The sequence below is a fragment of the Rathayibacter sp. AY1D2 genome (assembly GCF_002932695.1).
Lineage (GTDB): Bacteria > Actinomycetota > Actinomycetes > Actinomycetales > Microbacteriaceae > Rathayibacter.
The window spans coordinates 18,777-37,404 of the sequence record NZ_PSVX01000008.1 but is presented as its reverse complement, the minus strand read 5'-3'; the positions used below and the strand labels follow the sequence as shown (position 1 = coordinate 37,404).

Here is an 18,628-nt window from a genome sequence, read left to right as displayed (position 1 = left end):
GGCGGAGCACGATGACGAACCCCACCGCACCGGCTCCGGCCGCGTCGGGCAACTGGAACCTGCCGAACGCGATCACGGTCCTCCGGATCCTGCTGGCGCCCGTCTTCTTCTGGCTCCTGCTGGCCGACGGGGGGCAGGACGGCGGGATCCGGATCGCCGCGGCGCTCCTCTTCATCGTCGCGATCGCCACGGACGGCATCGACGGGCACATCGCCCGGAGCCGGGGCCTCGTGACCGATCTCGGCAAGCTCCTGGATCCGATCGCCGACAAGGTGCTGACCGGTGCGGCGCTCGTCGGGCTCTCGATCCTCGCGGAGCTGCCGTGGTGGGTGACGATCGTCATCCTGGTGCGCGAGATCGGCATCACCGTCTTCCGGATGGCCGTGCTCTCGGACCGGGTGATCCCGGCGTCACGGGGCGGCAAGCTCAAGACGATCGTGCAGTCGATCGCGATCTCCCTCGCTCTGCTGCCGCTCTGGGCCGTCCTCGGCGAGTGGGTCCACTGGCTGAACGGGATCACGATGACGGCCGCGGTGGTGCTCACGGTCGCCACCGGGATCGACTACCTCGCCGACGCCGCCCGCCAGAGCCGGGCCGCCCGGTCGACGCGGTGACGGCCGCGCAGCTGATCGCCGAGCTCCGGCGGCGGGGTGTCGACCTCGCCGTCGCGGAGTCGCTCACCGGCGGCGCGCTCAGCTCCGCCCTCGTGGAGGTGCCCGGCGCCTCCGCCGTGTACCGCGGGGGAGTGGTGAGCTATGCCACCGACCTCAAGGACCGGCTCCTCGGGGTCGACGCGCGCGTCCTCGGCGAGCGGGGTCCCGTCGATCCCGGGGTTGCCGTGCAGATGGCGCGCGGAGCGTCCTCGCGGCTCGCAGCCGACGGGCGTCCGACGCTCGGCCTGGCGACGACGGGGGTCGCCGGTCCGGATCCGCAGGGGGATGCGGCCGTCGGCACCGTCTTCGTGGCGGCCGTCCTCGGCGAAGACGAGCTGGTCCGCGAGCACCGGTTCGACGGCGACCGCGCCGCGATCCGCGCCGCCTCGGTCGACGCGGCCCTCGCCCTCGGTGCGGAGCTGATCTCCCGCGGCGCATGAGGCGGATACCCAGCGAGGGCCCTCCGGGAATCGGAATGCGCCGCATTGCGGCCCGGTTACAACTGGTGTCGCTCACACGCAAAGTCCAGTCATCCGGTATTAGAGTCGACACCATACGAACCGGGTAGTGAACAGCTATCCGGTTCTCTCGTCCCAGCCCCCCGATCATCCGCTCCGGAATCTCCGGCGCTCGTGTTCGCGGTGCAGGTGCACGACATGCGGTTGACGTGGAGAAGGAGGGTCCAGTGGTTCTAGTTCGTCAGGAGATCGGCGATGTCCTCAGGGACTTTCGCCTGCAGAAAGGTCGTACGCTCCGTCAGGTGGCGAGCAAGGCGAGCGTTGCGCTCGGCTACCTGAGCGAGGTCGAACGCGGTCAGAAGGAGGCCTCCTCGGAGATCCTCGCCTCTGTCGCCGACGCCCTCGACACCCCCATCTCGGTGATCATGCGCGAGGTCGGCGATCGTCTCGCCGTCATCGAGGGCATCGACACCATCCCCGACACCATCCCGGCCGACATGGTCGCCGGCTTCGACGCGGACCTCGTCACGCAGTAGTCGGATTCCGTCCCCTCCACTCACCGCACCCGTTCCACGCGAAGGGCGCCCAGGCTCCGGCCGGGCGCCCTTCGGCGTTCCCGGGGAGTGCGGCCTCCGGGCAGCGGCTACCGTGGACGCATGCGCTTGAGCGAGTTCCGGCAGCTGGTGGACGACGAGTTCGGCGGCGCGTACGCCCGTGTCCTGGTCTCGGACCTCGTGCTGACCGAGCTCGGGGGCCGCACCGCCGAGCGCGCCCTCGCGGACGGAGCGGAGCCGCGCGAGGTCTGGCTCGCCCTCTGCCGCGCCAACGACGTCCCGGAGGCCCGCTGGCACGGCGTGGATGCGCGGAAGCGCCACCGCTGAAGCTCCCGTCGCCGAAGCCGTGTTCGACACGCCGAAGGCTCTTGCTCGAATCCGTGTTCGAACGGGTCTAGGCTCCTTCACAGAAGCAGGATCGGCCCCGTCTCCACGGAGTCGCTCTCGCTCGGCCCCGATGTCGGTGGTCGGGCGTACCGTCGGAGACACCTGAACGGACCTGCTTCACCGCCTTGTCGCAGCCGGCCGGCACTGTCACTCCGACAGCCGCCGGCATGTCGCGACAGCCTGTAGGCGACACCACCACGAACACGAGAGCGAGACGGCCATGCCCAGTTCCTCCGACCGCGAGAAGTCCCTCGAGACCGCACTCGCCCAGATCGACCGCCAGTTCGGCAAGGGCGCCGTCATGCGCCTCGGAAGCGACGACCGCGCTCCCGTCGAGGTGATCCAGACCGGTTCGATCGCGCTCGACGTCGCGCTCGGGATCGGCGGGCTCCCGCGTGGCCGCATCGTCGAGATCTACGGCCCCGAGTCCTCCGGAAAGACCACCCTCACGTTGCACGCGATCGCGAACGCGCAGCGCAACGGCGGCATCGCCGCCTTCATCGACGCGGAGCACGCGCTCGACCCCGAGTACGCCAAGAAGCTCGGCGTCGACATCGACTCCCTCCTCGTGTCGCAGCCCGACACCGGAGAGCAGGCGCTCGAGATCGCCGACATGCTCGTGCGCTCGGGCTCGATCGACCTCATCGTGATCGACTCCGTCGCGGCCCTCGTGCCGCGTGCCGAGATCGAGGGCGAGATGGGCGACTCCCACGTCGGCCTGCAGGCGCGCCTCATGTCCCAGGCGCTGCGCAAGCTGACCGGCGGACTGAACACCACGAACACCACGATGATCTTCATCAACCAGCTGCGCGAGAAGATCGGCGTCTTCTTCGGAAGCCCCGAGACCACGGCGGGCGGCAAGGCGCTCAAGTTCTACGCGTCGGTCCGCCTCGACATCCGCCGCATCGAGACGCTGAAGGACGGCACCGACGCGGTCGGCAACCGCACCCGCGTCAAGGTCGTGAAGAACAAGATGGCCCCGCCCTTCAAGCAGGCCGAGTTCGACATCCTCTACGGCGTCGGCATCTCCCGCGAGGGCAGCCTGATCGACTTCGGTGTCGAGCACGAGATCGTCCGCAAGTCGGGCGCCTGGTACACCTACGACGGCGACCAGCTCGGCCAGGGCAAGGAGAAGGCGCGCCAGTTCCTCATCGACAACCCCGATGTGGCCGCCGAGATCGAGAAGCGCATCCTGGTCAAGCTCGGCGTGATCGTCGACCCGAACGCGGCCGTCGAGGCCGCGCCGGTCGCGATCGAGACCAAGCAGCCCGTGCGCAAGGGCGCCTAGCCCGTGGCGGAGAAGGCCGCGGAGGGGGCGAAGGGCCGCCCCGTGGCCTTCCTGCCCTGGGTCGACCGGGGTGCGGCGGGCGACGAGGGCTGGGCTCCGGCGGCGCCGGACGCCGACGGGGCCGGGTCGCTTCCGGATCCGTCCGGAGCCGGAACGCCGCGTACCAGTGCTCCCGGGGCGGCCGCAGGCGAGTTGGAAGGCTCCGCCGTCGGGGGCGCCGCGTCTCCGGCCTCCGAGCGGATCGCCGAGCTCTCGGCTCATGTCGCCCGGCGCGCGCCGGCGTTCGTCGAGAACGCGGACGACGACGACGCGATCGAGATCCCGGAGGAGATCGATCCCGAGCAGGTCGCGGATCGGATCGTACGGGGGCTCTCCCGCAAGAGCCTCTCGGTCGCCGAGGTCGAGGCGCGCCTCTACACGGAGGGCGTCGCCGAGAAGGACGCCCTCGAGATCCTCGAGCGCTTCACGCGCTTCGGCTACCTCGACGACCTCCGCATGGCGGAGCAGCTGGTCGTCTCGCTCCGTGACCGCAAGAAGCTCGGCCGCTCCTCCATCCAGCAGGAGCTGCGCGCGCGGAAGATCGACCCCGAGGCGATCGCGTCAGCGCTCGACGAGCTGGACGGCGACGACGAGTACCGCACGGCGCTCGAGCTCGCGCGCAAGCGCCTGCCGAGCCTGCGCTCTCTCTCCGACGAGGTCGCCGAGCGCCGGCTCACGGGATTCCTCGCGCGCCGCGGCTACGCCGGCGGACTCGTGCAGCGCGTCGTCCGCGAGACGATCCGCAAGCCGGGGTCGAGCGTCCGCTTCCGCTGACACGGCGGGCCGGGAGCGGTCCGACCGGAGCGTAGAATCCCACACCATGAGCACGCTCGGTACCGCCCCGTCGCCCGTCGCCGAGACCCGGCCGAGGACCTACGAGGTCCGTACGTTCGGGTGCCAGATGAACGTGCACGACTCCGAGCGGCTGAGCGGTTCGCTCGAGGCGGCGGGCTACGTGTCCGCCGATGGAGCCGAGGCCGACGTCGTCGTGATCAACACCTGCGCGGTGCGCGAGAACGCCGACAACAAGCTCTACGGCAACCTCGGCCACCTCGCGTCGGTGAAGCGCCGACACGAGGGGATGCAGATCGCGGTCGGCGGCTGTCTCGCGCAGAAGGACAAGAACGTCATCCTCGACCGTGCCCCGTGGGTCGACGTGGTCTTCGGCACGCACAACATGGGCGCCCTCCCGAGCCTGCTCGAGCGCGCCCGCCACAACGACGAGGCGCAGCTCGAGATCCTCGAATCGCTCGATGTCTTCCCCTCCACGCTCCCCACGAAGCGCGACTCGACCTACAGCGGCTGGGTCTCGATCTCGGTCGGCTGCAACAACACCTGCACCTTCTGCATCGTCCCCTCGCTCCGAGGCAAGGAGAAGGACCGGCGCCCCGGCGACGTGCTCGCCGAGATCCAGGCGCTCGTGGACGACGGCGCGATCGAGGTCACCCTTCTCGGCCAGAACGTGAACTCCTACGGCGTCGAGTTCGGCGATCGCCAGGCGTTCTCGAAGCTGCTCCGCGCGGCGGGCACCATCGACGGGCTCGAGCGGATCCGCTTCACGAGCCCCCATCCCGCGGCCTTCACCGACGACGTGATCGACGCCATGGCCGAGACGCCGGCGGTGATGCCGCAGCTGCACATGCCGCTCCAGTCCGGCTCCGACCGCGTCCTCAAAGCGATGCGCCGCTCCTACCGCTCCGAGAAGTTCCTCGGGATCCTCGACCGGGTGCGTGATCGCATCCCGCACGCGGCAATCAGCACCGACATCATCGTGGGCTTCCCCGGCGAGACGGAGGCCGACTTCCAGGAGACCCTGCGGGTGGTCGAGGCGGCCCGCTTCGCCTCCGCCTTCACCTTCCAGTACTCCGTCCGGCCCGGCACCCCGGCCGCGACGCTGCCCGACCAGATCCCCAAGGCGGTCGTCCAGGAGCGTTACGAGCGGCTCGTCGCCCTGCAGGACGCGATCAGCGAGCACGAGAACTGCACCGTCGTCGGCCGAGAGGTCGAGGTCCTCGTCGCGACCGGCGAGGGCCGCCGCGACACGGAGACGCACCGGCTGAGCGGACGCGCCGAGGACAGCCGTCTGGTGCACTTCGACGTGCCCGAGGGCTCCGAGCAGCCGCGTCCCGGAGACGTGGTCTCCGTCCGGGTCACCCGTGCCGCCCCCTTCTACCTCCTGGCGGATTCGCCCGACGGCGCGCCGCTCCGCATCCGCCGCACCCGCGCGGGCGACGCCTGGGACCGGGCGCAGACCGAGTCCTGCGGAGTTCCGGCCGCCCCGGGCGCGAGCGGGGCGCCCCGGGTCTCGCTGGGCCTGCCGTCGCTGCGCGTGCGCGACGCCGGCACGCTGACGACGCCGATCTACGACGCCCTCGATGGCGAGCGCTGAGACCGGAGCCCCCGATACCGCGCCGGAGCTGATCGCGGTCGTCGGCGCGACCGGCACGGGCAAGTCCGACCTCTCGCTCGATCTCGCCGAGGCGATCCGGCAGGACGGCGGCGCCGCTGAGATCGTGAACGCCGACGCGATGCAGCTCTACCGCGGGATGGACATCGGCACCGCGAAGCTGCCCGCCGACGAGCGTCGGGGCGTCCCGCACCACCTGCTCGACGTCCTCGACGTGACGGAGGAGGCGTCGGTCGCCCGCTATCAGAGCGAGGCGCGGCGCGTGATCGAGAGCGTGCTGGCGCGCGGGGCGACGCCGATCCTCGTCGGGGGCTCCGGTCTGTACGTCTCCAGCGTCGTCTTCGAGTTCTCGTTCGCGGGCGCCGACCCGGCCGTCCGGCGCCGGCTCGAGGAGACCGCCGAGCGGGAGGGCCTGGGCGCCCTCGTCGAGCGGTTGCGCCGGATCGACGCCGGAGTGGCCGAGCGGATCGGTCCGCACAACGCCCGGCGCATCGTCCGCGCGCTCGAGATCGCGGAGCTCACCGGCGGGAGCACGCACAGCGCGCTGATGTCCGACGAGCCGGTTCCGTGGCGCCCCGCCTCCCTCCTGTTCCTCGAGGCTCCGCGGGAGGAGCTGGTGCAGCGCCTCGACCGGCGGGTGGAGCGGATGTGGGCGGCGGGAATGCTCGACGAGGTCGAGCGGCTCGTCCCCCTCGGCCTGGAGCTCGGAGTCACCGCGGGGCGGGCCATCGGGTACGCCCAGGCGCTCGCCCAGCGTGCCGGCGTCCTCCGCGAGGACGAGGCGATCGCGGCGACGCAGGCGCTCACGCGCCGCTACGCACGCCGGCAGAACAGCTGGTTCCGGCGCTACGCCGGCGCCCACCGGCTCCCGTACGACGCGCCGGACCTGGTGTCGCGGGCGCACGCCGCCGCCCAGGCCGCCTCTCCCGCTCCTCGCTAGGCTGTGCGCCATGACGATCGAGCTGCACTTCACCAAGGGCCAGGGCACCGGCAACGACTTCGTGCTCTTCAGCGACCCGGACGGTGAGGTCGACCTCTCGCCCGCGCAGATCGCGATGATCTGCGACCGCCACTTCGGCGTCGGCGCCGACGGCGTCATCCGTGCCGTCCGCTCCCGCGCGATCCCGGAGGGTGCCGCGGCCCTGGCCGAGGAGAGCGAGGCGGAGTGGTTCATGGACTACCGCAACGCCGACGGCTCGATCGCCGAGATGTGCGGCAACGGCATCCGCGTCTACGCCGCGTTCCTGCTCGCGGGCGGCCTGGCGACGCTCGAGCCCGGCGACACCCTCCCGATCGGCACCCGCGCCGGCGTCCGCGACGTGACCCGCAGTGGTGCCGGGTTCCAGGTCGACCTCGGCCGCTGGGAGCTGGCGGGCGGCGAGCCCCTGGTGCGGGCGAAGGAGCTCAAGGTCGCGCGCCCCGGTCTGGGGATCGACCTCGGCAATCCGCACGTGGTCGTCGCCCTCAGCAACGACGAGGAGCTCGACTCCGCCGACCTCTCCTACATCCCGCAGCTCGACCCGGAGCCCGAGGACGGCGCGAACGTCGAGTTCGTGGTACCCGGCGAGCCCCTGGTCCACGACGGCATCGGGCGGATCCGGATGCGCGTGCACGAGCGCGGCAGCGGCGAGACCCTGAGCTGCGGCACGGGTGCCGCAGCGGCGGCACTGGCGGTGCGCTACTGGGCGGGAGCCCGCGCTCCGCAGGCCTGGCGCGTGGAGGTCCCGGGCGGCACGCTCGGCGTGACGATGTTCGCGGCGGAGGAGGGCGAGCACGTCGGGCTCTCCGGCCCGGCCGACCTCGTCTTCACCGGGACGATCCGGATCGACTGAGGACCCGGTCAGGCCAGGCGGGTCGCCCGGAGCACGCGGAAGCCCTTCGCCGAGGAGACGCGCTCCACGTCGAGCCGCCCGGCGAACGCGGCGCCCAGCCAGGTCTGGAGCGAGTCTGAGCCGAGGTTGCGCTGCACGACGAGCCAGGCGTCCGCGCCCTCCTCGAGCCGCGGCAGCCAGCGCTCGAGCAGGAGGTGCAGCTCCTCCTTGCCGATGCGGATCGGCGGGTTCGACCACACCGTGCGGAAGCGGACGTCGTCGGGAACATCCTCGGGCAGCACGGCGTTGACATTGAGGACGCCGAGTTCCTCGCAGTTGCGACGGACCAGCTCGAGCGCCCGCTGGTTGACGTCGACCGCCCACACCCGGGCGTCGGGGGAGGCGAGGGCGAGCGCGAGGGCGATCGGGCCCCAGCCGCAGCCGAGGTCCAGCAGGTCCCCGTCAGCGGGGGCGTCTGGCACCGCGTCCAGCAGGACGCGTGTGCCGAGATCGACGTGACCGGGGCTGAACATCCCTCCTGCCGTCGTGACCTCGAGGTCGCGGCCGGCCAGGCGGGCCTGGATCCTGCGGGGCCGGAGGACGCCGTCGGGAGTACTCGAGAAGTAGTGCTCGGCGGCCATGAGAAGTGAACCTATCAAGACCTGAGGAGTTAGTGTTATCCGGATGACGGAAGACCTGAACGAGACCGACACGACCGAGGCCGTGGACGTCGTCTCGAGGGTCCTGGCGAACGCGCAGTCGCGTTCGGCAGGGTACTCGCGCTTCGTCGCGGGTGGAGCCCAGGCGCTGCAGAGCGCCGGCCACGAGGGCGAGAACAGCGACGGCGAGCAGTTCGACCGCGACGACCGGCAGGCGCTGCGACGCGTCGCCGGCCTCTCGACCGAGCTCGAGGACGTGACGGAGGTCGAGTACCGCCAGCTGCGCCTGGAGAACGTCGTGCTCATCGGCGTGTACTCGCAGAACTCTCTGGAGGACGCGGAGAACTCGCTGCACGAGCTCGCAGCGCTCGCGGAGACGGCGGGAGCGACGGTCCTCGACGGCCTGCTCCAGCGCCGCCCGCACCCCGATCCGAGCACCTACCTCGGCAAGGGCAAGGCCCAGGAGCTCGCGGGGCTCGTCGCGGCCCTCGGTGCGGACACGGTCGTCGCCGACACCGAGCTCGCACCGAGCCAGCGCCGCGCGCTGGAGGACGTGGTGAAGGTCAAGGTGATCGACCGCACCGCGGTGATCCTCGACATCTTCAGCCAGCACGCGAAGAGCCGCGAGGGCAAGGCGCAGGTCGAGCTCGCGCAGCTCGAGTACCTGCTCCCGCGACTGCGCGGCTGGGGCGAGTCGATGTCCCGCCAGGCCGGCGGTCAGGTGGGCGCGGGAGCCGGAATGGGCTCGCGCGGTCCGGGTGAGACGAAGATCGAGCTCGATCGTCGCCGCATCCACACCCGCATGGCGCGCCTGCGCAAGCAGATCACGGCGATGAAGCCCGCCCGCGAGGCCAAGCGCGCGAACCGCAAGCGCAACGCCGTCCCCTCGGTGGCGATCGCGGGGTACACGAACGCCGGCAAGTCGAGCCTGCTGAACCGGATGACGCACGCGGGCGTCCTCGTCGAGAACTCACTCTTCGCGACCCTCGACGCCACCGTCCGCAAGGCCCAGACGAAGGACGGGCGCCTCTACACGCTCGCCGACACGGTCGGCTTCGTGCGAGCGCTTCCGCACCAGCTCGTCGAGGCCTTCCGGTCGACGCTCGAGGAGGTCGCGGACTCCGATGTGATCGTCCACGTCGTGGACGCCTCCCACCCCGATCCGGCCGGGCAGATCGCCACCGTGCGCGACGTGATCGGCGAGGTGGGCGCCCGCAGCATCCCCGAGATCATCGCCTTCAACAAGGCCGATCTGGTGGACGAGGGCACGCGGCTGGTGCTGCGCGGTCTCGCTCCCGACGCGGTCTTCGTGTCGGCGCGCAGCGGCGAGGGCATCGACGAGCTGGAGGCGCGGATCGCCGAGATCCTGCCCGAGCCGGACGTCGAGATCGATCTGCTCGTGCCGTACGACCGGGGCGACGTGATCTCGCATCTGCACCGCAGCGGCCGGATCCTGTCGACGCAGTACGTCGAGGGCGGCACCCACGTGGTCGCCCTCGTGCACGCCGACCTGGCGGGCTCGCTCACCGACTTCGCGGTTCCGCGCGCGGCCGTCCAGGCCTGATCGCCACCACCCGAGCGCCTGTCTCCCCGTCCGGGCGGCGGGCGCTCGGCGCATCCGGGAGGGGGAGCGGCGTCCCGCATCATCGACCCGCTCCGGAGGTCGGAGGGTTCGGCGATCTCGTGTCGGCAGCTCTCCTCCGCCTTCCCGTGACCGCGACGGAGGGGCGCGCGCCCCGATCGCCCGTGCCCGTCGAATGCAGGAGGGGCCCGACCGGCTGCACGCCGGTCGGGCCCCTCCTGCACGCCCGGTGTCAGACCGAGCGGAGGACCGCCACGATCTTCCCGAGCACCTCTGCCTCGTCGCCGAGGATCGGCTCGAAGTTGGAGTTGCGGGGCAGCAGCCAGGTGTGGCCGTCGCGCTGGCGCAGCACCTTGACGGTGGCCTCGCCGTCGAGCATGGCCGCCACGATCTCGCCGTTCTCGGCGGTGCGCTGCGAGCGGACCACGACCCAGTCGCCGTCGCAGATCGCGGCGTCGATCATCGACTCGCCGACGACCTTGAGCATGAAGAGCTCGCCCTTGCCGACGAGCTGCCGGGGAAGCGGGAACACCTCGTCGATCTGCTGGTCGGCCATGATCGGCACGCCCGCCGCGATCCGGCCGACGAGGGGGACCATCGCCGCGTCGCCGACCGTCGCGGTCGACTCGAACGACCCGTCGTCCTCCGTCGAGCTGGGGACGTCGATGAGGATCTCGAGGGCGCGGGGCCGGTTCGGGTCACGGCGCAGGTAGCCGCTGAGCTCGAGCTGGTTGAGCTGGTGGGTGACGCTCGACAGCGAGGCGAGGCCGACCGCGTCGCCGATCTCGCGCATGCTCGGCGGGTAGCCGCGGCTCGACACCGAGCGCTGGATCGCGTCGAGGATCGCGAGCTGCTTGGCGCTCAGGCTCTTCCGGCGGCGGCCTGCGGCCGCCTTCGTCTTGGCGGCCGGGGTCCCGGCCCTCTGCGCGTCGCTCACGATGCTCCCTCTTCCCGGTGCGCACGCCGCGTGCGCGCCCGCCCGGTCGCGACCCGACAAGGAATGTCGGTGGTCGCTGCTCTACTACGACCAGGCTCTCGAAACTGTATCCGCCGGAACTCACGACCCGGAACATTCGTTCGAGTGTGTCGCGCGCGTGTCCGCCCGCGGATCAGCCGGACGGTCCCTTGACCGCTCCGTCGTTCGAAGATATGTTCGGTACAGGCGTTCGGGGCGGCCCTCCCGGCCGAGGGCCTCCCCGAATCCCTGTTGAAAGGAGCGATCCCATGACCGCACAGCTCACCTCCCGCCCGCTCCAGCGCTCGTCCGCGGCTCGGCCCGTCGAGGTACTGCCGTCCGCTCCCGAGCCGATGAACGCGTTCGGCGAAGCGCGGATCGTTCGCACCCGTCTGCGCCTCACGCGCCGCGGCCGCGCCGTGGTGGCCGCTCTGGGGGCCCTGCCGATCGTGGCGGGCGCCTTCGCCTTCGGGCTCAACGGCGGTGGAGCGGTCGCGTCGAGCGACGCCGCTGCGGTCGAGTTCCAGTACGTCACCGTTCACGCGGGCGAGTCGCTCTGGTCGCTCGCCGAGGAGCTCGCCCCGCAGGCGGACCCGCGCGACGTGGTCGACGACATCCTCTCCCTCAACCAGCTCTCGAGCGCGGGCGTCGAGCCCGGGCAGCGCCTCGCGGTCCCGGCCGAGTACGACACCGCTCGCTGAGCCGGGCTGCCCGGACGTCCGCGCCGGGTGCTTCGCTACCATTCCCTGGTGACGACTCTCGATGACCTACCCCTCCGCGACGACCTCCGAGGCAGGCACCCGTACGGTGCACCCCAGGCGGTCGTGCCCGTCGCCCTCAACGTCAACGAGAACACCCACCCGGTCCCGGACGACGTGATCGCCGACATCGTCGGGCGGGTCACGGAGGCGCTGCGCACCGTCAACCGGTACCCCGACCGCGAGTTCCGAGAGCTGCGCGACTCCCTCGCCGGCTACCTCGGTCACGGGCTCACCGCGGACGGCGTGTGGGCTGCGAACGGATCGAACGAGGTGCTCCAGCACGTCCTTCAGGCGTTCGGCGGTCCCGGGCGCTCGCTGCTGGGGTTCGCGCCCACCTATTCGATGTACTCGATCCTCGCGTCGGGGAGCGGAACGGAGTGGATCCCCGCTCCGCGCGAGGCGGAGTTCGAGATCGGAGCCGAGTACGCCGCGGAGCAGGTGCGCCGGGCCCGGCCCGACATCGTCTTCCTCTGCGCTCCGAACAACCCGACCGGGACGCCGCTCGACCTCGCCGTGATCGAGGCTGTCTACGACGCGACCGACGGCATCGTCGTCGTCGACGAGGCGTACGCCGAGTTCGCCGGCAGGGGCGCGCCCACCGCGCTGAGCCTCCTCCCCGGGCGACCGCGCCTGCTCGTGTCCCGCACCATGAGCAAGGCCTTCGCCTTCGCCGGTGTCCGCCTGGGCTACCTCGCCGCCGACCCCGCGGTGATCGACGCGCTCCGCCTCGTCCGCCTCCCGTACCACCTGTCGGCCCTCACCCAGGCCGCCGCGACCGCCGCCCTCGCTCACGCCGACGAGATGCTCGCCATGGTCGGCGAGATCATCGTGCAGCGCGACCGGATGATCGACGGACTGCGCGCCCTCGGCTACCGCCCGTACACGACCGGCAGCAACTTCGTCCTCTTCGGCGGCGTCGCGGATCCGGCCGCGATGTTCGAGGGCCTGCTCGCCCACGGCGTCCTCATCCGCGACGTCGGCATCCCGAACCACCTCCGTGTCAGCGCCGGCACCGAGGAGGAGACGACCGCGTTCCTCGAGGCGCTCGCCTCCCTCCCCGCACCGTCGGCCGACGCCACGGTGGCGCTCTCGCGCGAGTGAGCTCCGCCCGGGGGCGGCGACGCGGCGCGAATAGACTGGGAGGCATGACCTCCCCGAGCGCCGCACCCGGGCGCACCGCCTCCCTCAGCCGTGCCACCAGCGAGTCGAGCATCGAGCTCTCCCTCGACCTCGACGGCACGGGCGTCGCCGATCTCGAGACCGGCGTGCCCTTCTTCGACCACCTGCTGACGGCGTTCGCGAAGCACTCGCTCACGGACCTGCACGTCCGGGCCCGCGGCGACATCGAGATCGACATCCACCACACCGCGGAGGACATCGGCATCGTGCTCGGCACGGCCATCCGTCAGGCGCTCGGCGACAAGGCCGGGATCTCCCGCTTCGGCGACGCGCTCGTCCCCCTCGACGAGGCGCTCGTGCAGGCCGTCGTCGACATCTCGGGGCGCCCCTACCTCGTGCACACCGGCGAGCCGGAGGGCTTCGCGCTGCACCTGATCGGCGGCCACTTCACCGGGTCGATGGTGCGCCACGTCTTCGAGGCGATCGCGTTCAACGCCGGCCTCACCGTGCACGTCACGGTGCTCGGCGGCAGGGACCCGCACCACATCGCCGAAGCGGAGTTCAAGGCGTTCGCCCGCGCCTTCCGTCAGGCCAAGGCCCTCGACCCGCTCGTCCCCGGCGTGCCGTCGACGAAGGGCGCGCTGTGAGCTCGGCCCGCCCCTCCGTCGTGGTCTACGACTACGGCTCGGGGAACGTGCACTCCGCCGTCAAGGCGCTCGAGCTCGCCGGGGCCGACGTCGAGCTGACGGGGGACCGGCAGCGGGCGCTGGAGGCGGACGGCCTCCTCGTGCCCGGCGTCGGCGCCTTCGACGCCGTGATGTCGGCGCTGACCCGCGCCCGCGGCGGCGAGATCATCGAGAAGCGCCTCGCCGGCGGGCGCCCCGTCCTGGGCATCTGCGTCGGGATGCAGGTGCTCTTCGAGCGCGGCGTCGAGCGCGGGGTCGAGAGCGAGGGCCTGGGCGAGTGGCCGGGGACGGTGGACCTCCTCCCGGCCGAGGTCGTCCCGCACATGGGCTGGAACACCGTCTCCGCTCCCGAGGGCTCGGTGCTCTTCGACGGCATCGCCGAGGAGCGCTTCTACTTCGTGCACTCCTACGGCGCCCGCGAGTGGTCGCTCGATGTCATGCCCCCCTTCCCGCGTCCCGCGGTCACCTGGGCCGATCACGGAGGCCCCTTCATCGCCGCGGTCGAGAACGGGCCGCTCTCGGCCACGCAGTTCCACCCCGAGAAGTCGGGGGCCGCCGGGCTCCGGCTGCTGGCCAATTGGCTGGGCACCCTCCGCACGAACTAGGATCGGCCGGTGGTCGGCGCCTCCAGGGGCCGGCACCGGCTCCGAGACTGAGGATGACGATGAGCGAGTTCACCAAGGCCCCGGGCCTGGTCCTCCTGCCTGCGATCGACGTGGCGGGCGGCAGGGCCGTGCGGCTCACGCAGGGCGAGGCCGGGACCGAGACCAACTACGGCGACCCGATCGACGCCGCGGGCGACTGGGCCGACCAGGGCGCGGAGTGGATCCACCTCGTCGACCTCGACGCCGCCTTCGGCCGCGGCGACAACCACGGCATCATGAAGAAGGTCATCCGGCAGGTGAAGGGCGTCAACGTCGAGCTCTCCGGCGGGATCCGCGACGACCGCAGCCTCGAGTCCGCGCTGAGCGCCGGCGCGAAGCGCATCAACCTCGGCACCGCGGCGCTCGAGAACCCCGAGTGGGCCGCGAGCGTCATCGCGCAGTACGGCGACCAGATCGCCGTCGGGCTCGACGTCCGGGGCACCACGCTCGCCGCGCGCGGCTGGACCAAGGAGGGCGGCGACCTCTGGCAGGTCCTCGACCGCCTGGAGGAGGCCGGCTGCACCCGCTACGTCGTCACCGACGTCACGAAGGACGGCACGCTCAAGGGCCCGAACCTCGAGCTCCTCGAGCAGGTCATGGCCCGCACCCACCGCCCCGTGATCGCCTCGGGCGGCATCTCGAACCTCGACGACATCGCCGCTCTGCGCGACCTCGTGCCCCAGGGGCTCGAGGGCGCGATCGTCGGCAAGGCGCTGTACGCGGGCGCGTTCACGCTCGCGGAGGCCCTGGATGTCGCATCCGAGTGAGCCCCGCCCGCTCCCGGCGCATCTGACCGACTCGGCCGGCACCCCCTGGGCGGGCCGGCACTTCGAGCCGAGCGCAGCACCGGAGGACGACGGAAGCGCCCCTGAGCCGCTGGTCGCAGCGCTCGAGTCCTTCGCCCGCGGCACTCGCGGCCCGGAGGCCGTGGTCGACGCGATACGCACGTCCCGCCTGCTCATCCCGCTGGTCGCCCGCCTCGGCGAGGAGGCCGAGGGAGTCGGGGGACTCCGGGCGGACAAGACGCAGGAGCTCGCGATCGTCACGGTCGCCGGACCCGACGGCCGCACGGTGCTCCCCGTCTTCAGCGGCGTCGAGAGCATGCGCCGGTGGGACCCGGCCGCCCGTCCCGTCCCTGTCGACGGGCGCCGCGCGGCCCTGGCGGCCGTCGCGGAGGGCACCGAGGTGATGGTCCTCGATCCCGCGTCCGAGCGGGAGTTCGCGGTCCGGCGCCCGGCCCTCTGGGCGATCGCGGAGGGCGGCGCCTGGCGGCCGGCCCCCGCCGATGCGGAGGTGCTCCTGGCTCTGCGCGCGGCTGCGGAGGGGGAACGGGCGGTCGCCTCGCTCGAGGTGCGCGCGGGAGACCCGGAGCAGCGCCTCGCGGGCCCCGAGCTCGTGGTGGTCCTGAGCCTGCGCCCGGGGCTCGATCAGGACGCGCTCGGCGCCCTCGTCGCGCGCCTGGGGGAGCGGTGGGCGGCCGACGAGACCGTCGCGCGACGCGTCGACTCGATGACGCTGCAGCTCGCCGCCGCCCGCTGACTCCCGATCAGGTGACCGGGCCGGTCCACTTCTCGCCCGGGCCCTTGCCGATCGGGTCGGCGATCGGGGACGCCTCACGGAACGCGAGCTGGAGGGTGCGGAGGCCGTCGCGCAGGCTCCGGGCGTGCATGTCGCTGATGTCGGGCGCCCCGGCCGTGACCAGGCCCGCGAGCGCGTTGATGAGCTTGCGCGCCTCGTCGAGGTCGACCTGCGCTCCGGGCTCGTCGGCGAGCCCGCACTTGACGGCGGCCGCGCTCATCAGGTGCACGGCGGCGGTGGTGATGATCTCCACCGCCGGGACCTCCGCGATGTCGCGCGCGGCCTCCACGTCGGAGGCTCCGCCGTCCTCGCCGAATCGTCGCGTGTAGTCGTCGTCGTACTGGGCCATGGGTCCTTCGTTCGTCGTCCGTGGTGGAGGGGCGCGGCCGCCGGAGCAGAGGATCGAGGGGCGGCCGGATCCGGTCTGTCGGGCGGGCCGCCGGTCTGCTATGGTTGTCCGGGCTCCGAGGCATGTCCTCGGTTCGAAAGTGGAGATTCTCCCACCCGCGCTTGACCGCTTCACAAGGTTACCGGGTCAGAAGCACTCCGCCCCCGAGGGTCGTCAGACCACCGGAGGCAGGGCTGCGGCTCTCGAGGTCCGCCTCGGGAACCGCGTCACAGGGTGCGAGCGCCGTGCTGCAGGCACGACGTGGACGGGACGATCACCTCTCTCGGGTGCGCTGGAGAAGACTCCGGCAGCGCAGCTGCACTCACCGAGATCAGAGGAGAAACGCAATCAGCGATCCCCGTACCAACGACCGTATCCGCGTCCCCGAGGTCCGCCTCGTGGGTCCCGCAGGAGAACAGGTCGGCGTCGTCAAGATCGAGGTCGCCCTGCGACTCGCGCAGGACGCAGACCTGGACCTGGTCGAGGTCGCCCCCAACTCCAAGCCGCCCGTGGCCAAGATCATGGACTACGGGAAGTTCAAGTACGAGCAGGCTCAGAAGCTCAAGGAAGCCCGTCGCAACCAGGCGAACACGATCCTCAAGGAGGTCCGTTTCCGCCTGAAGATCGACAAGCACGACTACGAGACCAAGCGCAAGCGCGCCGAGGGCTTCCTGAAGGCCGGCGACAAGGTCAAGGCGATGATCCTCTTCCGCGGTCGCGAGCAGTCGCGTCCCGAGATGGGCGTCCGCCTACTCCAGCGCTTCGCGGAGGACGTGGCCGAGTTCGGCCAGGTCGAGTCCACCCCGACCATCGACGGTCGCAACATGGTGATGGTCATCGGCCCGCTGAAGAACAAGTCCGAGGCGAAGGCCGAGGCCAATGCGGTCCGCGCCGCTCGTCGCGAGGCCAACACCCCCGAGGACACGGCCGAGGCCGAGTCCGTCTAGTACTTCGCCGCCCCGGCCTCGGGGCCGGTGGACGCCCCGCTCGCGGGGCACCGGTTTCGCCCCGCCGAGCGCGGAGTGACGTTCACAAGGAGAGAACATGCCCAAGATGAAGACCCACTCGGGTGCCAAGAAGCGCTTCAAGGTGACCGGCTCCGGCAAGGTCATGAAGCAGCAGGCCGGCATGCGTCACAACCTGGAATCCAAGTCCAGCGTTCGCACGCGCCGCCTCAACCAGGACCAGGTCCTCGCCCCGCAGGACGCCAAGGTCGCCAAGAAGCTTCTCGGTCTGTAGCCCACCGCCGGCGCAGCCCGCTGCGCCGCGTGGTCGCTACTCAGCCGACACGGATCGATAGGAAGAAACAGCAATGGCAAGAGTGAAGAGGGCCGTCAACGCCCACAAGAAGCGTCGCGTCATCCTCGAGCGCGCCTCGGGCTACCGCGGCCAGCGGTCGCGCCTCTACCGCAAGGCGAAGGAGCAGGTCACCCACTCCCTCGTCTACTCGTACCGCGACCGCCGCGCCAAGAAGGGCGAGTTCCGTCGTCTCTGGATCCAGCGCATCAACGCCGCGTCCCGCGCGAACGGTCTGACCTACAACCGCTTCATCCAGGGCCTCGCCCTGGCCGGCGTCCAGGTCGACCGCCGCATCCTCGCGGACCTCGCGATCACCGAGCCGGCCACGTTCGCCTCGCTCGTCGCGACCGCGAAGAGCGCGCTGCCCGCCGACACCTCGGCGCCCAAGGCCGCAGCGTAGTCAGCACGGCTTCCCGGAGGGGGTCGCGACCGAGAGGTCGCGGCCCCCTCCGTCGTCGGCGGGCCCTCCCGCGCCGTGTCTGCGGGGGCGGCGATCACCGCGCCGATAGGCTCGCCGCATGCTCGACAACCCCCGCTCTCCCCGTGTCCGCTCCGTGGCGAAGCTCACCCGCCGCCCGGCCCGGCTCGAGACGGGGCTCTTCCTCCTCGAGGGCCCGCAGGCTCTCTCCGAGGCGCTGCAGTACCGCCCGGAGCTGATCGTCGAGTCGTTCGCGACTCCGACCGCTCTGGAGCGGCACCCCGAGATCGTCGCCGCCGCCGCCGAGGCGGAGGTGGAGATCGAGTACGTGACCGAGGACGTCCTCGACGCGATGGCCGACACCGTCACTCCGCAGGGCTTCGTCGCGGTCTGCCGTCAGTTCCCCACGTCGCTCAAGGACGTCGTCGCCTCCGAGCCGCGCCTCGTGGCGGTGCTCGAGGAGGTCCGCGATCCGGGCAATCTCGGCACGATCATCCGTGCCGCCGACGCCGCCGGCGCTGACGCGGTCGTGCTGTCCGGCCGCTCGGTCGACCTCTACAATCCCAAGGTCGTGCGCTCCACGACCGGCTCGCTCTTCCACCTCCCGGTCGCGGTCGGCGCCGACCTCGCCGACGTGCTGGGCCGGCTCCGCGGCGTGGGACTGCGCTCCGTCGCGGCCGACGTGAAGGGGGAGGACCTGCTTGACGTCCGCGCACGCGGGGACCTCGCCCAGCCGACCGTCTGGGTCTTCGGCAACGAGGCGCGCGGCCTCGAGGACGAGTCGCTCGCCCTCGTCGACGGCGTGGTCGCGGTGCCCATCTACGGGGCGGCGGAGTCGCTCAACCTCGCGACCGCGGCCTCCGTCTGCCTGTACGAGAGCGCCTTCGCGCTGCGTTCCTGAGAGGAACCGGGCCGAGGGTGCCGCGAACCTGGAGAACAGGG

23 protein-coding genes are annotated in these 18,628 nt (G+C 71.6%); 20 read left to right on the top strand and 3 right to left on the bottom strand.

Annotation, left to right across the window (positions count from 1 at the left end; genetic code table 11):
* Positions 1-11: 11 nt before the first annotated feature.
* The 9 genes from pgsA (at position 12) to dapF (ending at position 7,618) form a co-directional block, all read left to right on the top strand.
* Positions 12-614, top strand: a complete 603-nt coding sequence (gene pgsA, locus C5D04_RS03355; protein ID WP_104347235.1) for a CDP-diacylglycerol--glycerol-3-phosphate 3-phosphatidyltransferase — start codon at positions 12-14, stop codon at positions 612-614.
* Positions 611-1,093, top strand: coding sequence for a CinA family protein (locus C5D04_RS03350; protein ID WP_104224473.1), 483 nt, complete (start codon positions 611-613; stop codon positions 1,091-1,093). Before pgsA ends, C5D04_RS03350 begins: the two co-directional genes overlap by 4 nt.
* A 245-nt stretch (positions 1,094-1,338) precedes the next feature.
* Positions 1,339-1,647 (top strand): helix-turn-helix domain-containing protein, encoded by a 309-nt coding sequence (locus C5D04_RS03345; RefSeq protein WP_068207524.1) that lies wholly within the window; start codon positions 1,339-1,341, stop codon positions 1,645-1,647.
* A gap of 120 nt (positions 1,648-1,767) precedes the next feature.
* On the top strand, positions 1,768-1,992 hold the full coding sequence (locus tag C5D04_RS03340; protein ID WP_104295167.1) for a DUF3046 domain-containing protein: 225 nt from the start codon (positions 1,768-1,770) through the stop codon (positions 1,990-1,992).
* Between the two features lie 280 nt (positions 1,993-2,272).
* Positions 2,273-3,340: a recombinase RecA gene (gene recA, locus C5D04_RS03335; protein WP_104224475.1), complete on the top strand. Its 1,068-nt coding sequence runs from the start codon at positions 2,273-2,275 to the stop codon at positions 3,338-3,340.
* A 42-nt stretch (positions 3,341-3,382) separates the two neighbouring features.
* Positions 3,383-4,153, top strand: coding sequence for a regulatory protein RecX (locus C5D04_RS03330; RefSeq protein WP_181137664.1), 771 nt, complete (start codon positions 3,383-3,385; stop codon positions 4,151-4,153).
* Between the two features lie 46 nt (positions 4,154-4,199).
* Positions 4,200-5,768 carry a tRNA (N6-isopentenyl adenosine(37)-C2)-methylthiotransferase MiaB gene (gene miaB, locus C5D04_RS03325; protein WP_104347233.1) on the top strand — a complete coding sequence of 523 codons (1,569 nt, stop codon included), beginning with the start codon at positions 4,200-4,202 and terminating at the stop codon, positions 5,766-5,768.
* The gene (miaA, locus tag C5D04_RS03320; RefSeq protein WP_104347232.1) at positions 5,755-6,726 is read left to right on the top strand and encodes a tRNA (adenosine(37)-N6)-dimethylallyltransferase MiaA; all 972 of its coding nucleotides are present in this window, start codon (positions 5,755-5,757) and stop codon (positions 6,724-6,726) included. Before miaB ends, miaA begins: the two co-directional genes overlap by 14 nt.
* 10 nt (positions 6,727-6,736) lie before the next feature.
* The gene (gene dapF, locus C5D04_RS03315; protein ID WP_104313480.1) at positions 6,737-7,618 is read left to right on the top strand and encodes a diaminopimelate epimerase; all 882 of its coding nucleotides are present in this window, start codon (positions 6,737-6,739) and stop codon (positions 7,616-7,618) included.
* Between the two features lie 8 nt (positions 7,619-7,626).
* Here the strand turns inward: dapF and C5D04_RS03310 are convergent, their stop codons facing one another.
* Positions 7,627-8,238: a class I SAM-dependent methyltransferase gene (locus tag C5D04_RS03310; RefSeq protein WP_104347231.1), complete on the bottom strand. Its 612-nt coding sequence runs from the start codon at positions 8,236-8,238 to the stop codon at positions 7,627-7,629.
* 43 nt (positions 8,239-8,281) lie between these two features.
* On the opposite strand from C5D04_RS03310, the gene hflX reads away from it, so the two are divergent.
* Positions 8,282-9,820 (top strand): GTPase HflX, encoded by a 1,539-nt coding sequence (gene hflX, locus C5D04_RS03305; protein ID WP_104347230.1) that lies wholly within the window; start codon positions 8,282-8,284, stop codon positions 9,818-9,820.
* 250 nt (positions 9,821-10,070) lie between these two features.
* Here hflX and lexA read toward each other — a convergent pair whose 3' ends face one another.
* Positions 10,071-10,775, bottom strand: coding sequence for a transcriptional repressor LexA (gene lexA / locus C5D04_RS03300; RefSeq protein ID WP_104224482.1), 705 nt, complete (start codon positions 10,773-10,775; stop codon positions 10,071-10,073).
* 287 nt (positions 10,776-11,062) lie between these two features.
* Between lexA and C5D04_RS03295 the strand changes: the two genes are divergently transcribed.
* The 6 genes from C5D04_RS03295 to C5D04_RS03270 are packed head-to-tail and all read left to right on the top strand — an operon-like array spanning position 11,063 to position 15,542.
* Complete coding sequence (locus C5D04_RS03295; RefSeq protein ID WP_308470901.1) at positions 11,063-11,494, top strand: LysM peptidoglycan-binding domain-containing protein; 432 nt, start codon at positions 11,063-11,065, stop codon at positions 11,492-11,494.
* Between the two features lie 48 nt (positions 11,495-11,542).
* Positions 11,543-12,655 (top strand): histidinol-phosphate transaminase, encoded by a 1,113-nt coding sequence (locus C5D04_RS03290; protein WP_181137663.1) that lies wholly within the window; start codon positions 11,543-11,545, stop codon positions 12,653-12,655.
* 44 nt (positions 12,656-12,699) lie between these two features.
* The gene (gene hisB / locus C5D04_RS03285) at positions 12,700-13,320 is read left to right on the top strand and encodes an imidazoleglycerol-phosphate dehydratase HisB (protein WP_104347229.1); all 621 of its coding nucleotides are present in this window, start codon (positions 12,700-12,702) and stop codon (positions 13,318-13,320) included.
* Complete coding sequence (hisH, locus tag C5D04_RS03280) at positions 13,317-13,964, top strand: imidazole glycerol phosphate synthase subunit HisH (RefSeq protein WP_104224485.1); 648 nt, start codon at positions 13,317-13,319, stop codon at positions 13,962-13,964. The genes hisB and hisH overlap by 4 nt, the downstream gene beginning before the upstream one ends.
* A 59-nt stretch (positions 13,965-14,023) precedes the next feature.
* Positions 14,024-14,770: a bifunctional 1-(5-phosphoribosyl)-5-((5-phosphoribosylamino)methylideneamino)imidazole-4-carboxamide isomerase/phosphoribosylanthranilate isomerase PriA gene (priA, locus tag C5D04_RS03275; RefSeq protein ID WP_104224506.1), complete on the top strand. Its 747-nt coding sequence runs from the start codon at positions 14,024-14,026 to the stop codon at positions 14,768-14,770.
* The gene (locus C5D04_RS03270) at positions 14,754-15,542 is read left to right on the top strand and encodes an SseB family protein (RefSeq protein ID WP_104347228.1); all 789 of its coding nucleotides are present in this window, start codon (positions 14,754-14,756) and stop codon (positions 15,540-15,542) included. The genes priA and C5D04_RS03270 overlap by 17 nt, the downstream gene beginning before the upstream one ends.
* Positions 15,543-15,549: 7 nt before the next feature.
* On the opposite strand, the gene C5D04_RS03265 is transcribed toward C5D04_RS03270, so the two are convergent.
* Positions 15,550-15,930 (bottom strand): DUF1844 domain-containing protein, encoded by a 381-nt coding sequence (locus tag C5D04_RS03265; RefSeq protein ID WP_104313470.1) that lies wholly within the window; start codon positions 15,928-15,930, stop codon positions 15,550-15,552.
* Positions 15,931-16,367: 437 nt separating this feature from the next.
* Here C5D04_RS03265 and infC point away from each other — a divergent pair, with 437 nt between their 5' ends.
* The 4 genes from infC to C5D04_RS03245 all read left to right on the top strand — a co-directional run bounded on the left by infC (position 16,368) and on the right by C5D04_RS03245 (position 18,587).
* Complete coding sequence (infC, locus tag C5D04_RS03260; RefSeq protein WP_374952931.1) at positions 16,368-16,916, top strand: translation initiation factor IF-3; 549 nt, start codon at positions 16,368-16,370, stop codon at positions 16,914-16,916.
* A gap of 97 nt (positions 16,917-17,013) precedes the next feature.
* Positions 17,014-17,208: a 50S ribosomal protein L35 gene (rpmI, locus tag C5D04_RS03255; RefSeq protein ID WP_055793295.1), complete on the top strand. Its 195-nt coding sequence runs from the start codon at positions 17,014-17,016 to the stop codon at positions 17,206-17,208.
* 73 nt (positions 17,209-17,281) lie between these two features.
* A complete protein-coding gene (rplT, locus tag C5D04_RS03250) occupies positions 17,282-17,668 on the top strand; it encodes a 50S ribosomal protein L20 (RefSeq protein WP_104224487.1) in 387 nt (128 codons plus the stop codon).
* Between the two features lie 118 nt (positions 17,669-17,786).
* Positions 17,787-18,587 carry an RNA methyltransferase gene (locus C5D04_RS03245; protein WP_104224488.1) on the top strand — a complete coding sequence of 267 codons (801 nt, stop codon included), beginning with the start codon at positions 17,787-17,789 and terminating at the stop codon, positions 18,585-18,587.
* Positions 18,588-18,628 lie beyond the last annotated feature (41 nt).